This is a genomic window from Imtechella halotolerans (assembly GCF_028743515.2).
GTDB classification, from domain to species: domain Bacteria; phylum Bacteroidota; class Bacteroidia; order Flavobacteriales; family Flavobacteriaceae; genus Imtechella; species Imtechella halotolerans.
In genome coordinates, this window is sequence record NZ_CP117969.2 from 2,479,122 (window position 1) to 2,494,150 (window position 15,029).

The following is a 15,029-nucleotide window of genomic DNA, read 5'->3' on the forward strand; positions in this document are numbered from 1 at the left end:
TTCTAAAAATTATCACTATGACCCCTTCCTATACATTTCTTCTCTGTTTTTTGACACTGTATTTCTCCCTTATGAGTTCTATCAGTTCGCAAAATTCAACACAGATTATAGAAGGAAGAGTATTACTTTCCTCCGGCAAACCTTTTAAAAAGCCTATTGCCATTTCAAATGGTGATACATTAGTATATACTAATAACAAAGGGGGGTTTAGTATTGAAGTAGAAAAAGGATCTGCTATTTTTCCTATAATCCCTTCTGGTTATAGTGTCCAAACCAAATCTTGGTGGCATATCGTCCAAGATTCCAGAAAAGAATATAATTTCATACTGCAAAAAGAAAAAACTTCGACTTCCTTTAAGGTATTAGCTATTGGTGATATACAAATAGGTTCTTCTGAAGAACTACTCTATGCTGCCAATTCTATATTAAAAGAAGTCAATAATAGAGATGATTATGATCTAACCATATACCTTGGTGATTTAGTAAATGATACCCCAGAGTTATTCTCCTCATTAAAAACAATGATTGAAAATACAGAAAAAATGTATCGAGTTGTCTATGGTAACCACGATCGTAACTTTTCGTCCTCACAGGAATCACAAACAGACCTTTTCCGGAACTATTTTGGTCCGGAAAATTATGCTTTCTATAAAAATGGTATATTATTTATTACTTTAAACAGTATTACCCCAAAAGGTTCATACGGCTATGATGAAACCTATCCTAACAACCAATTACGTTTTATATCCCAGCTATTGAAAAATGTACCCAAGAGTACCCCTATTGTAATAAATCAACATGTTCCATTACTTTTTATGACTAACAAGGATTCACTTATTCAGATTCTGGATTCTTTTAAAAAGACGCTGCTATTAAGCGGCCACACCCATACCGTATTTCAAAATTATATTAAAACTCCATCAGGGAATACTATTCATGAGCTTACTGCGGGTGCATCTTGTGGCAATTGGTGGAGAGGGCAAAAAGATTGGGAGGGAACGCCTACTTCACTGATGCAATGTGGAACTCCGAAAGGATACTTTGAAATTGATTTTAATGGAAATGACTATAAACTAACCTACAAAGGCGTAGGGCTTCCAAAAGAAAAACAATCCAGTTTATGGGTTGATACTTACAAAGGATCTCCTACCTCCTTTGTATCAAAAAATAGAGAAATTTATCTAAATGTTTTTGCTGGTTCTGAAAAAACTAAAGTTGAAATTCATATGCCGGATGGGACCATTCTTCCTATGAAAAAAACACGAGAAATGGATCCCTTTGTACACTATATTCAACAAAGTCAAAAAAGTAAAAATGCTCCTGACAAGGATAGTCAAGTTGCTCCATATACAAAACGTAATTCACCCCATCTATGGAAAGTATCACTTCCTGAAACATTACAATCAGGTGGGTATTCCTTAAAATTTACAATAACTGATGAAAAATTAAACCCAATTGAAACATCGTATTGGATTTGGATTGAATAACTAATGTTAAGTGCCTACTTTATGTCCCACCCTTCACCAATTAATTGCAATATGGGATTAAAGTAATCCTATTATTATCTCATACATTTACTCCAAACCAGTACCCTACTAAAGCGGTAAGTACCATAGCTATAGAGCCCCAAAAAGTAATTCGAAACACTGCTTTAATAATGCTTGAACCTCCAGTTTTAGCAGCTAATGCCCCTAAAATCACCAAACAAATGATAGCAATGGTATATTGATAAATAACCATAGAATCCACAGGTAGGAAAATAGCAACTAATAACGGAAACATAGCTCCAAAAGTAAAAGATGCACCCGATGCAAAAGCTGCTTGCAAGGGATGTGCTTGACTTACTTCATTAAGACCTAATTCATCTCTAACATGCGCTCCTAATGCATCATGAGCTGTTAATTGCACAGCTACTTCCATAGCTGATTCTTTAGTTAGTCCACGTTTTTCATAAATTTCTGCCATTCTCTGCAATTCCAATTCTGGCATTTCGTTAAGTTCCATTTTCTCTCGCTCAATATCAGCCTTCTCTATATCAGTCTGAGAACTTACAGAAACATATTCTCCAGCAGCCATAGATAGCGCTCCTGCTACTAGCCCAGCCAATGCAGCTAATACTATTGGTTCTCTGGTATCACTAGCCGCAGCAACTCCAACTGCAATACTAGCCGTTGATAAGATTCCATCATTTGCACCGAGAACTGCTGCTCGGAGCCAATTAATTTTATGTATATAATGAGGTGCAAGATAGTCATCTGGAAGAGGTGAATTCATAGCGTTTTCTATTTATCATAGATACATAAAAATACTAAAAAAACCCTTCTGAAGTATTTAACACAAGGGTTTTTTTTAAGATCATAAGATATTCAAAAATCACATTACATGGTGATTTGAAAATTGATCCAAAACCTCATCAAATGTTTGAAATACATCTGTAGATGCATCAAATGTAACCATTTTCTGACGATATTCTTTAAAATTAGGAATTCCTTTAAAATAGTTAGTATAATGACGACGAGTTTCAAAAACACCTAACTTCTCACCCTTCCATTCTATGGCCCATGTTAGGTGATTCCGAGCCGCTTCAACTCTATCATTAATAGTTGGTGTAGCAAGTTTTTCACCAGTTTTGAAAAAATGTTTAATTTCATTAAAAATCCATGGGTAGCCAATAGCAGCACGACCAATCATGATTCCATCTACCCCGTATTTATTTCTATACTCTAAGGCCTTTTCTGGTGTATCTACATCACCATTTCCAAAAATTGGAATATGAATTCTAGGATTATTTTTAACACGTGCAATATGAGACCAATCCGCCTCTCCCTTATAAAGCTGGGCACGTGTACGGCCATGAATTGAAAGTGCTTGAACACCGATATCCTGAAGTCGTTCTGCTACCTCATCAATATTTATAGAATTTTCATCCCAACCTAAACGAGTTTTTACAGTTACTGGTAAATGAGTACTATCTATAACTGCCTTGGTTAGTCGTACCATTAGGTCTATATCTTTAAGTACGCCAGCTCCAGCACCTTTGCAAACAACCTTTTTTACAGGACAACCAAAATTAATATCCAAAACATCTGGTTGTACAGTTTCAACAATCTTGGCACTCATTGCCATTGCCTCCTCATCACCTCCAAAAATCTGAATACCAACAGGTCGTTCATAATCAAATATATCAAGCTTCTGTTTACTTTTAATGGCATCACGAATTAAACCTTCAGAGGAAATAAATTCGCTATACAACATATCAGCTCCGTGCATTTTACATAAACGACGAAACGGCGGATCACTTACATCTTCCATGGGTGCCAATAGCAGCGGAAACTCCCCTAACGAAACATTACCAATCTTTACCACTTACTTAGGTTTTTAAAGGACAAAGATAAAGCTTTTAAAAAAATGAGGGATGATTAGTCTTTAATACGGTCTCGCTCTTCAAGTTCCTGCTCTGGCGTATTGACACGTAATCGATAATTTCCAAATTTGTACCGAAACCCTAGCATAAAAGTTCGGGTTTCATACCTTGCTTTATAATTTATTTGTTGATCCAAAAAGGCGGAGCTTGATGTGAAATTGAAACCATCAAAAATATCATCCGCTTTAAAAGTAATAGCAGCTCTTTCCTTCCATAGTGACTTATTAAAACCAATTGAAAATTTACTTCGGGCAGTTGCTACAAAATTTCCGTCATTCATAGGAAAAGTATATAGATAGCTAACCTCCATCCCTAATGATTGATCTTTCAAAAGGGTTAAGTAATTATTAGCCGAAACATACCCTGTCCATCGGTCATTAGGAACTAATTGATTACTGTTTTCTACAGCATAAAATTGTACTTGATTCTTATAATAGGTGGATTCAAGATATAAATACCAAAATCGAGTAATTGGTTTACTTACAATAAAATCAAAGCCATACCCTGTATTATTCTTCATATTGGTAGTTACATATTTAATAATTGCATTGTCATTTTCTAAAAAACTCAACTCCGCCATAGGATGTTCTCTGTGCCTGTAAAATACAGAAAAGGTATAGGCTCCTTTAAAAGTATAATCAAGACTTCCGTAATGCTGAATGGTTGGTTCTAGATATGGACTTCCTGAAGTATATGAATTATCTGTAAGGAAATATTTAAAAGGATTTAAATCTTGATATACCGGACGTTCAATCCTTTTTTTGTATGATAAGGTAAAATCATGGCTATCTGACGCATGATATTTAAATGACGCTGTAGGGAACAAACTAAAATACTCATTTGTGTTTAACTCATCTGTCACCAATTGATGTCCTTCAGTTTGAGTATATTCACCGCGAACCCCTACTGCAATACCCCATTTTTCACTGTTTTTTGAGTAACTAAGATAGGCAGCAGCGTTTTTTTCATCATATAAAAATGTATTTGTATTGTTAGGATCAACGACCTGACTACCATTTATCACATAAAATTGTTGTAAATCACTATCAGTAGAAATAACTATTCCTTTAGCTCCAGTTTCTAATACCCCCCCATTTTCTATTGGTAGTTGGTAATCTAGTTGTGCTGTATATATTTTAATTTGTTGAGTAGATTCGGAATTAAATCGATTATTTCTTATCATCATATTTTCTGGATAGTGATAATTAGTATTCACATCCTGAGTACGATTTCCATCATAATAGGTATGATGTAACAATACAGAGAATTTCTCTCCTTTTTCTCCTTGATGATCATAACCCACACTCAAATTCGCATTTATCTTATCATCTTTGGTTAGGTTTAATGAATTAAAAAGTGAATCCAATTGATTTGCATTATCAAAAGCTTCAGTAGTTGCTTCTGTGCTACGCTTCCAATATGGAGTATAAACTACATTGCCTGATAGAGAAAGTGAACTTTTTTGACCTAGAAGTAAATCCAAATTTAACGAAGCATTATGTGCTTCACTGTTTGTAGAACGATCTATTTCAGATTCCCAATGACCAATTTGATTTCCCTGATTAAGAAATCGGATATCTTCACCATTAAAATGTATATCCTCTCTTGGGCTGTATGAATAATTAGTATAAAAATTAACTTTACTCGTTTTATAAAAATGACTACTTCCCATAAGGTACTTCGCCGCTTCTCCGTAGGTAACTTGTCCGTTAATACTGCCATTATACCCGGTTGCAAGATTTTTACTCATTACAATATTAATGACAGCTCCTCCTTCTGCATCATACTTCGCAGGTGGATTAGTAATCACCTCCACTGACTTTATATGTGTCGCTGGTGTAGTTTCTAGAAGTTGTTGTAATTCAGTAGCTGTTAAATACACCTTTTTATCATTGATAAAAATAATAGGAGTTTCACCCTTAACAGTTAATTTATCTCCCGAAGTAAGCAACTGTGGAGTACTTTGTAAAACATTCCACATAGAGCCGTTAGCGAGAGAAGTGTTTTCTACATTAAAAACCAACCTATCCGCTAGTCGTTCCACCGTAGGTTTATTAGCCGTTACAACAACACCCTCTATTTCATGATAATCTTCTTTTAGAATAATACGTCCTAATTGTACATTTTCCTTTACTTCTACAGGAAAAATTAATTCATTATATCCTACAAAGCTTATTTTAATTAGGTATCCTCCTGGATATAAGGACGATATCTCAAAGTTGCCATACTCTTCTGTAAAAGTTCCTTTAATATAGGAAGAATCTACAGCCTTAAGTAGCAAAACAGTCCCAAAAGAAACTGGTTTACGTTGTTCATCAAGAACTTTACCACTTATTGTATATTCTTGACCGTAAGCAAAAAGGGCCAAGCAATACATTACTATTGCAAGAACCCTAGTTTTTATGGTGAAATTCATAAATATAAAGTGTTCTATTAAGGTGATAAAACCCTATAAAATTGATTAGATTTCGGTTAGTTAGTTGGGTAAATTTAACATAAATTTTTGATTTACCTAATTTTGAATTTCAGAAAGAAACTGAAAGTCAGTTAAGTTCATTTCAATAAATTAGATAAAAGTCTCCCGGATTTAATTTCACTGTTTGCAAAAACGACTTCAATACTGAGGAAATACCCTATATTTGCAAATTCATTGAATTGTATATATGAAACACATTCGCAATTTTTGCATTATTGCCCATATTGACCATGGTAAGAGTACCTTGGCTGACCGATTGTTGGACTTCACAGGTTCTGTTACTGAACGAGAAAAACAAGACCAACTATTGGATAGTATGGATTTGGAACGTGAGCGTGGTATCACTATAAAAAGCCATGCAATCCAAATGGAGTATACCTATAAAGGTGAGCAGTATATTCTTAACCTAATTGATACTCCTGGTCACGTTGACTTTTCCTATGAGGTTTCTCGTTCAATTGCAGCTTGCGAAGGTGCATTACTTATTGTAGATGCCGCCCAAAGTATTCAAGCGCAGACCATATCCAATCTTTATTTGGCTCTAGAAAATGACTTAGAGATTATTCCCATTCTTAATAAAATAGATCTACCTAGTGCCAACCCTGAGGAGGTTAGTGATGATATAGTTGATCTATTGGGATGTAAACATGAAGATATCATTCCTGCAAGTGGTAAAACTGGCTTAGGAGTTGATAAAATATTAGAGGCTATTATCGAGAGAATTCCAGCTCCTAAGGGTAATCCTGATGAACCTCTACAAGCACTTATTTTTGATTCGGTTTATAACCCCTTCAGAGGTGTAGAGACCTACTTCCGAGTAATGAATGGTGAAATAAAGAAAGGACAAAAGATTAAGTTTGTAGCCACAGGTAAAACATATTTTGCAGATGAAGTTGGAACCTTAAAACTTACTCAACATCCTAAAAATGCTGTTAAAACTGGAGATGTTGGATATCTTATTACAGGTATTAAAGATGCTAGAGAAGTAAAAGTAGGAGATACTATTACAGACGCTCTTAATCCCACTATTAATGCCATTGAAGGTTTTGAAAATGTAAAACCAATGGTTTTTGCTGGAATTTACCCTGTTGATACCGAAGATTATGAAGAACTTAGATCTTCAATGGAAAAATTACAGCTAAACGACGCCTCTCTAGTATTTACTCCTGAGAGTTCCGCTGCTCTAGGTTTTGGTTTCCGTTGTGGTTTTCTTGGAATGCTGCATCTTGAAATCATTCAAGAACGTTTAGAACGAGAATTTGATATGACTGTAATTACTACAGTCCCCAACGTAAGTTATCAAGCCTATACCAAAAGAAATCCAGATGAAGTAATTATTGTTAATAACCCTTCTGATTTACCAGAACCAACATTACTGGATAGAGTTGAAGAACCCTTTATTAAAGCAACGATTATCACAAAATCAGACTTTGTTGGGAATGTAATGAGTTTATGTATAGAGAAGCGTGGTATTATAACAAACCAAACCTATCTGACTCCTGAACGTGTAGAACTGAATTTTGACATGCCATTAGCAGAAATAGTTTTTGATTTCTATGATCGATTGAAAACCGTTTCGAAAGGCTATGCTTCATTTGATTATAGCCCTATAGGCATGCGCGAATCAAAACTTGTTCGGGTCGATGTACTTATTAATGCACATTCCGTGGATGCTCTTTCTGCATTAATTCATGCTGATAATGCCTATAATATTGGTAAAAAAATGTGCGAAAAGCTTCGAGAGCTTATTCCTAGACAACAATTTGACATTCCAATTCAAGCTGCCATTGGTGCGAAAATTATCTCACGAGAAACAATCAAAGCTCTTCGTAAAGATGTTACAGCCAAGTGTTATGGAGGCGATATATCCCGTAAGCGAAAACTTTTAGAGAAGCAGAAAAAAGGGAAAAAGCGTATGCGTCAGGTCGGCAATGTAGAAATTCCGCAACAAGCGTTTATGGCTGTGCTTAAATTAAATGACTAAACTATCTTCTTTTAAATATTAAAAATCGCCCAATTACATTTGGGCGATTTTTTTATGGATAAATAACAATCTTACTATGTGTAGGAAAGTATTTTTCAGATTTAGTGGGTAAATTTTCCATCACATTCAAATGTGAAATAGCTCCTTTGCGAGCCAAAATGATAATAAAGAAGTCGTCTTGTTGGAGGTTTTTAGATAAAATGAAAAAATCTTCCCAATCTTCAAAAAGACAAAATTGATTTACAGTATTAATGCGTAATTGTTTCGTACACTTAACAATTGCTTTTTGAGTTTCTTCATTACAATGATATACTATAGGTAAACTTAATTCTTGTGAAAATCTAGATACCTTAGATACCCATAATCTAAATCCGTTTTCTAATTCAGCAAGTGGAGGAACCACTACAAAAAGCTGTTTATGATTAATTAAGGGACGTTCAAAATCACATATAAAAAGTGTCTTTTCTGTAAGTTGTAAAATACTCTCGATACGTTCACCAATCAATTTTTCTATAAACCCTTTACGCTGTGGCCACCCTAACAAAACTATATCTGCCATTAATTCTCGAGCAGTTCTTGCAATACCACTAGATGCGTTATGATCGATAGTAGCCACAACTTCAGCATTTGTCTCAGAAGCCGCTGCTGTTTTAATATAATTTTCCAGTTTAGTTTTTGCCTTAGAGATATTTTTTTCTGCAGCATCATTATTTGGCACTACTGTCAGAATAGATAGTGGATTTCGTGATTTTTTGTCCTTAATAAGTACGGCAAATTCCAACGCCTTATCCATATTTGCAGTATTGGCTATCGGAAGAAGGATTTGCTCATCTTTTTTATTGGCTTCTTTAAAATCATCCATCCCGCTTTCAGTTTCAACGACACTTTTCTTAGCTGCCTTTTCTGTAGCAAATGATGCTACAATACAAGTTATTAGAATAAGAATAATCGTTCCATTAAGAATATTTTCATCCAAAATTTTTGCTTGATATCCTACTAAGATTACAGCCAAGGTTGCCGCAGCATGTGAACTACTTAATCCAAAAATGATTTGTCTTTGTGTTCGTGAATATTTAAACACTTTCTGAGTAAAATAAGCCGCAAGCCATTTACCGAACAAAGCCACAATAGATAAGGTTAGCGCAATTATAATAGCCATTGGACCACTAAGAATTACCCGAACATCTACTAGCATACCAACGCTTATCAAGAAAAAAGGAATAAAAAGAGAGTTCCCAATAAACTCAATACGGTTCATTAAGGCAGATGAATGAGGAATAAGCTTATTTAAGGCAAGTCCAGCCACAAATGCACCAATTATGGGTTCAACACCAGCAACTTCAGCTAAAAATGCAGCGAAGAATACAACTGCTAACACAAAAATATAGTGAGAATGTTTTTCACTCTCAAGTTTTTCAAAAAACCACTTGGCTATTTTTGGAATTACAAAAAACATAATGGCAGAAAATATGGCAAGAGAAATTCCAAGTCGAATCCAAAATTCCTGTGAAAGACCACCATTATGGGAACCAATTATAACAGCTAGAATAATAAGTACGGCCGTATCGGTTAGTATCGTCCCCCCTACTGTAATTGCAACTTCTTGTTTTTTTGAAATTCCAAGTTTACTAACTATCGGGTATGTTACTAAAGTGTGAGTTGCAAACATACTTGCTGTTAGAAAACTAGCATTAAAATCATACCCTAGAAGATAATAGCAGACTGGAAATCCAACCATCAATGGTATTGAAAAGGTGAACAACCCAAACAAAAGACTTTTATTACGATTAGCCTTAAACTCATTCATGTCAAGTTCAAGTCCGGCAATAAACATTATATAAAGTAACCCAATAGTAGAAAATAAATCCACTGCAGAATTTTTCTCTAAAAGATTAAATCCAAATGGCCCTATAATTACACCAGAAACAATGAGGCCAATAATACCAGGAATACTAAGTTTTCTCAAAAGTATAGGTGAAAGCAAAATAATGAGTAATACCAATGAAAAAATAAGCACCGGGTTACTTAATGGTAGTTCAAATTCATGTAGTAGGTGTTCCAAAAATACATCCATAGTTAGATAATTATCCCCTTAATAACAAGGTCAATTAGCAAATTAAATGCTAAAATTAATCGATTTTTTACAACTAAATGTTTACTCAAGAAGATCAAATGTTAAAATAAGGCCAATATCTTATCTCTATAACCTCCTAAATGCCATTCATTTCTTAATTTGCAGCACAAATCCAGTCATTTCATGAAATTATATCCTATAGAGTCCGGAAATTTCAAATTGGATGGCGGTGCAATGTTCGGTGTTGTTCCCAAAACTTTATGGAATCGCACCAATCCTGCCGATGCCAATAACCTAATTGACATTGCTGCTCGCTGTTTGTTGATTGAAATAGGTAATCGTCTTATACTCATTGATACAGGCATGGGTAATAAACAAGATGATAAATTTTTTGGTCATTACGCTCTTTGGGGAAATGACTCTATAGACGGTTCATTAGCACAACATGGATTTCATAGAAATGACATTACTGATGTTTTCATGACTCACCTCCATTTTGATCATTGTGGAGGAAGTATACAATGGAATAAGGATCGCACTTCATATGAACCCGCTTTCAAAAATGCTAGATTTTGGACAAATGAAAATCATTGGCAATGGGCTACAAATCCTAATGCAAGGGAAAAAGCATCCTTTTTAAAGGAAAATATACTTCCCATGCAAGAAAGTGGTCATTTACAATTCATAACATCACCACAAGCAGATTATTCCTATAATAATGACTTAGGTTTTAGTATTTTGTTTGTTGATGGACACACAGAGAAACAAATGATACCACATATCCAATATAAAGGAAAAACTTTGGTTTTCATGGCCGATTTACTTCCTACAGTTGGACACATTCCTCTTCCATATGTAATGGGATATGACACACGTCCTTTACTAACACTAGAAGAAAAAAAGAAATTCTTGGAAAAAGCAGCAGATGAAGGATATTACTTATTCCTAGAACATGACGCCCATAATCAAGTTTGTACTGTACAACATACAGAAAAAGGCGTTCGACTAAAAGAAATTTTTACCTTTAACGAACTTTTTAATTCATAATTATGTACTTAAGAAAACCCCTCTATGCTGTAGCATCAGCATTGGCTCTTTACGGATGTGGATCAACCTCTATTGTATCCACTCCGGTAGATCGTATTGATAATGTGCCACTAAAAGTGGCTGACCTAACTGATGATCAATTAAAAAATTGGTTTCATTCAGATCTTCTTACAGACACTATTCCTGGAATGAGTGTTGACAAGGCCTACACCCTTCTTAAAGGAAAAAAAGGTTCAAAAATTATTGTGGGTGTTATTGATTCTGGAATAGATATCAATCATGAAGATCTTAAAAATGTTATCTGGACAAATCCAAATGAAATTCCTGGCAATGGAATAGATGATGACAAAAATGGATATGTAGATGACATTCACGGGTGGAATTTCCTGGGTGATATCAATCATGAGACATTGGAAATGACCCGCATAGTTCGCGGTGGTGATACATCTAACCCAGATTATGCAAGTGCCAAGGCTGCTTTTGACGAAAAGTATAATGAAGCGATGAGCACCAAAACCCGTTATGAGCAACTATTGCAAATGTTACATCAATCTGATGCTGCTATTAAAAAAGAAACTGGTAAAGAAACCTATACAAAAGCTGAAGTTGAAGCTATTGAAGCTAAAGATGAGAGTATGCAGCAATTTAAAGGGTTCATTTTACAAATGTTCTCATATGCTGATAGTATTTCAGAAATTGAAAATGACCTTAAAGATGGTATCAAACACTTTGCAGGCCAACTTAATTACAATCTAAATCTAGAATACAATGGTCGTAAGATTTTAGGAGATAATGAGAATGATCTTAGTGATGCTCCTCATGGAAACAACAATGTAATAGGCCCAGATTTGGAGCAATCTTTACACGGTACTCACGTGGCAGGTATCATTGCAGCACAACGAAATAATGGTGTTGGTATGAATGGTGTAGCACACAATGTTGAGATTATGGCTTTAAGGGCTGTTCCTGATGGTGATGAATATGATAAAGATATTGCATTAGCTATACGCTACGCGGCTGATAATGGAGCAAAAGTTATCAATACTAGCTTTGGAAAAGACTACTCACCTCATTCTCAATGGGTACGTGATGCTATTATTTATGCCGCATCTAAAGATGTATTGATTATAAACGCCGCTGGAAATGATTCTAAGGATCTTGACAAAAACAATGTATTTCCTAATGACCAATTAAACAACGGACCAGAAATCGCTGATAACTTTGTAACTGTTGGGGCTTTAAATGTAAAGTATGGCCCTTCAATGGTTGCTCGATTTTCTAACTATGGAAAAATCAATGTTGACGTATTTGCTCCGGGTGTAAAAATTTGGGCTACTGCACCTAACAACGAATATCGATTCCTTCAGGGAACATCTATGGCCTCTCCTGCAGTGGCAGGTGTAGCAGCACTTATTCGTTCATACTATCCTAAGCTTACAGCTTCTCAAGTAAAAAAAGTACTTATTCAGTCAGGGCTAACTCCTAACACTAATGTAACTGTTGGAGATCCTCAGACAACTAAGCCTTTTGCTGAAATTTCAAAATCTGGGACTATTGTAAATGCTTACAATGCCCTAATTTTAGCAGAGCGCATGGCTAAAGGAAAATAAAATATACATTAACCTATTGCAGAAAGCCGCCTTGTGCGGTTTTCTGTTTTCTAACACCGCAACCACATGATAAAAAGGATCTTAACAAAGACATTATTCCTTTTAGGAGTAACCTCTTTGATTGCCCAAGGAAATCACTCCTACTGGCAGCAGCATGTAGATTATACCATGTCTATAGATATGGATGTTACTAATTACAAATACAATGGTAAACAGGTATTGGAATATACCAATAATTCTCCTGACGTACTTCATAAGGTATTTTATCATTTACACTTTAATGCCTTTCAGCCGGACAGTGAAATGGATGCGAGATTACAAACTATTCCAGATCCTGACAGACGAATGGCCGTCAATTTAGGTACTCGAGAAAATCCACAATATGAAAGCCGTATTTCTAAGCTTACCCCTTCAGAAATTGGATTTATTGATGTAAAATCTCTAACACAAAATGGCCATCAAGTATCCTATCGAGTAGAGGGTACTATATTAGAAGTCACACTTGCCTCACCCATTCAACCTGGAGATAAAGCAACTTTTGATATGGTATTTGAAGGTCAAGTCCCTGTACAAATACGAAGAAGTGGTCGTGATAGTCGCGATGGTATAGCCCTTTCCATGTCACAATGGTACCCAAAAATGGCAGAATATGATTTTGAAGGATGGCACATAGATCCTTATATCGCACGTGAGTTTCACGGTGTTTGGGGAAATTTTGATGTAAAAATAACCATTGATAAGAATTACATACTGGGAGGTACTGGATACCTTCAAAATGGAAATGAAATCGGATATGGATATCAGGACAAAGGTGTTAAGGTCAAAAAACACAAAGGAAAAACACTCACTTGGCATTTTATTGCTCCTCAAGTTCATGATTTTACATGGGCCGCCGACCCTGATTATATTCACGACACTTTGGAAACAGAAAGTGGTGTAACCCTTCACTTTTTATATCAAAAAGATGAAAAATACCGAGATGCCTGGACACGTGTTCAACCAAAGACAGCAGAACTTCTAGACTTTTTCAATAAAAACATTGGTCCTTATCCATGGAAACAATACTCAGTAATACAAGGTGGAGATGGTGGAATGGAATATGCCATGTGTACGCTAATTGCAGGAGGTGAGAATTTTGACAGCCTATTTGGAACAACTAATCACGAGTTAGCACATGCTTGGTTTCAACACCTATTGGCAACCAATGAATCTAAACATGCTTGGATGGATGAAGGTTTTACATCATTTATTTCTGATTTGGCTGAAAATATCATTTTAGAGAAAAATGAACCTAATCCTTTCAAAGGTTCATACTCCAGCTATTTACGCCTAGTAAAAAGTGGTCTAGAACAGCCAGCTACCACCCACTCAGACCGATACAAGTACAATAGTGCTTACTCTACCATGGCCTATAGCAAAGGCTCAGTATTTCTTTCACAACTTGGCTACATTATTGGGTTAGATAAACTAATGGAAACACTTCAAAAATACTATCAGGATTTCAAGTTTAAGCATCCTACTCCTAATGATTTTATACGTACAGCTGAAAAAGTATCAGGACTTCAACTAGGTTGGTACCTTAATGAGTTTATGCAAACCACGCATACCATTGATTATACAATTCAATCTGTAAGTGCCGAAGGTACTGGGACTAAAATAGTATTAGAGCGCAAGGGTGAAATGCCAATGCCTATTGATCTTTACATACTATATAATGATCAGACACAAGAGTCAATATACATTCCTCAGCGACTACAATTTGGTGAAAAAGAAAACCCGTATCCTCACATTCCTCGAACTGTTAAACCTAGTTGGGCATGGGCATATCCTACCTATGAAATTTATATTGAAAAACCATATTCAAGTATAAATGCCATCGCTATAGATCCTAGTGAACTCATGGCTGATGTTAACAGAGAAAATAACATATACAGTACACAAGACTAACAGACTCGAAAGATGCCTTAAAAACCGCCCGATGATGAATACTATTATCGGGCGGTTTTTGTTACTTTTACATCCATAATAAAACCAAATGAATTATAGATTCCCCAAGAAGGAAAGGCTTTGTAGTCAAAAAAATATTGAGCAACTTTTTGCTGAAGGGAAATCAGTTTCAAAATATCCACTTAAGCTTATTTATCTAGCTTCATCGTTGCCTGAAAATGTTCCCATTCAAGTAGGAGTTACAGTTCCAAAACGTACATTTAAAAAGGCCGTCATCCGCAATCGAATAAAAAGACTTTTAAGAGAGAGCTATCGATTACATAAACCCTTGTATTTTAACACCCTCGAAACTCCATATGCTTTTATGATTTTGTATCTTGGTAAAGAAATTCCTTCTTTTGATGAAATTCATTCCAGAATGGCTCAACTTTTGGAGGCTTTTAAGAATAAGGAAGGATTATAAATCA

The 15,029-nt window shown here is 35.4% G+C and carries 10 protein-coding genes; 6 read left to right on the plus strand and 4 right to left on the minus strand.

Annotated elements, in window-relative coordinates; all coding sequences use genetic code 11:
- Window positions 1–71: 71 nt before the first annotated feature.
- On the plus strand, window positions 72–1,487 hold the full coding sequence (locus tag PT603_RS11170) for a calcineurin-like phosphoesterase C-terminal domain-containing protein (protein ID WP_008236460.1): 1,416 nt from the start codon (window positions 72–74) through the stop codon (window positions 1,485–1,487).
- A 79-nt stretch (window positions 1,488–1,566) separates the two neighbouring features.
- Here the strand turns inward: PT603_RS11170 and PT603_RS11175 are convergent, their stop codons facing one another.
- The 3 genes from PT603_RS11175 to PT603_RS11185 form a co-directional block, all read right to left on the minus strand.
- The gene (locus tag PT603_RS11175) at window positions 1,567–2,274 is read right to left on the minus strand and encodes a VIT1/CCC1 transporter family protein (RefSeq protein ID WP_274238074.1); all 708 of its coding nucleotides are present in this window, start codon (window positions 2,272–2,274) and stop codon (window positions 1,567–1,569) included.
- Window positions 2,275–2,373: 99 nt separating this feature from the next.
- Window positions 2,374–3,366 carry a tRNA dihydrouridine synthase DusB gene (dusB, locus tag PT603_RS11180; RefSeq protein WP_008236457.1) on the minus strand — a complete coding sequence of 331 codons (993 nt, stop codon included), beginning with the start codon at window positions 3,364–3,366 and terminating at the stop codon, window positions 2,374–2,376.
- A 53-nt stretch (window positions 3,367–3,419) separates the two neighbouring features.
- Complete coding sequence (locus PT603_RS11185) at window positions 3,420–5,840, minus strand: outer membrane beta-barrel protein (protein ID WP_008236451.1); 2,421 nt, start codon at window positions 5,838–5,840, stop codon at window positions 3,420–3,422.
- A gap of 247 nt (window positions 5,841–6,087) precedes the next feature.
- Between PT603_RS11185 and lepA the strand changes: the two genes are divergently transcribed.
- The gene (gene lepA, locus PT603_RS11190; RefSeq protein WP_008236450.1) at window positions 6,088–7,884 is read left to right on the plus strand and encodes a translation elongation factor 4; all 1,797 of its coding nucleotides are present in this window, start codon (window positions 6,088–6,090) and stop codon (window positions 7,882–7,884) included.
- Between the two features lie 52 nt (window positions 7,885–7,936).
- Here lepA and PT603_RS11195 read toward each other — a convergent pair whose 3' ends face one another.
- The gene (locus PT603_RS11195) at window positions 7,937–9,958 is read right to left on the minus strand and encodes a cation:proton antiporter (RefSeq protein WP_008236449.1); all 2,022 of its coding nucleotides are present in this window, start codon (window positions 9,956–9,958) and stop codon (window positions 7,937–7,939) included.
- Between the two features lie 183 nt (window positions 9,959–10,141).
- Between PT603_RS11195 and PT603_RS11200 the strand changes: the two genes are divergently transcribed.
- From PT603_RS11200 to rnpA, 4 genes are all read left to right on the plus strand, one after another.
- Window positions 10,142–11,005 (plus strand): MBL fold metallo-hydrolase, encoded by an 864-nt coding sequence (locus PT603_RS11200; protein WP_008236447.1) that lies wholly within the window; start codon window positions 10,142–10,144, stop codon window positions 11,003–11,005.
- Window positions 11,006–11,007: 2 nt separating this feature from the next.
- Entirely contained in the window at window positions 11,008–12,615 is a 1,608-nt protein-coding gene (locus tag PT603_RS11205) for a S8 family peptidase (RefSeq protein WP_008236445.1), read from the plus strand.
- Between the two features lie 66 nt (window positions 12,616–12,681).
- On the plus strand, window positions 12,682–14,562 hold the full coding sequence (locus PT603_RS11210; protein WP_008236443.1) for a M1 family metallopeptidase: 1,881 nt from the start codon (window positions 12,682–12,684) through the stop codon (window positions 14,560–14,562).
- 88 nt (window positions 14,563–14,650) lie between these two features.
- Window positions 14,651–15,025, plus strand: coding sequence for a ribonuclease P protein component (gene rnpA / locus PT603_RS11215; RefSeq protein ID WP_008236441.1), 375 nt, complete (start codon window positions 14,651–14,653; stop codon window positions 15,023–15,025).
- The last annotated feature ends 4 nt before the right edge of the window (window positions 15,026–15,029 follow it).

Excerpts from the sequence above, each read along its gene's own strand:
- PT603_RS11170 (WP_008236460.1), top strand. The coding sequence starts at position 72 with ATGAGTTCTATCAGTTCGCAAAATTCAACACAGATTATAGAAGGAAGA.
- PT603_RS11175 (WP_274238074.1), bottom strand. The coding sequence starts at position 2,274 with ATGAATTCACCTCTTCCAGATGACTATCTTGCACCTCATTATATACAT.
- PT603_RS11185 (WP_008236451.1), bottom strand. The coding sequence starts at position 5,840 with ATGAATTTCACCATAAAAACTAGGGTTCTTGCAATAGTAATGTATTGC.
- lepA (WP_008236450.1), top strand. The coding sequence starts at position 6,088 with ATGAAACACATTCGCAATTTTTGCATTATTGCCCATATTGACCATGGT.
- PT603_RS11195 (WP_008236449.1), bottom strand. The coding sequence starts at position 9,958 with ATGGATGTATTTTTGGAACACCTACTACATGAATTTGAACTACCATTA.
- PT603_RS11200 (WP_008236447.1), top strand. The coding sequence starts at position 10,142 with ATGAAATTATATCCTATAGAGTCCGGAAATTTCAAATTGGATGGCGGT.
- PT603_RS11205 (WP_008236445.1), top strand. The coding sequence starts at position 11,008 with ATGTACTTAAGAAAACCCCTCTATGCTGTAGCATCAGCATTGGCTCTT.
- PT603_RS11210 (WP_008236443.1), top strand. The coding sequence starts at position 12,682 with ATGATAAAAAGGATCTTAACAAAGACATTATTCCTTTTAGGAGTAACC.
- rnpA (WP_008236441.1), top strand. The coding sequence starts at position 14,651 with ATGAATTATAGATTCCCCAAGAAGGAAAGGCTTTGTAGTCAAAAAAAT.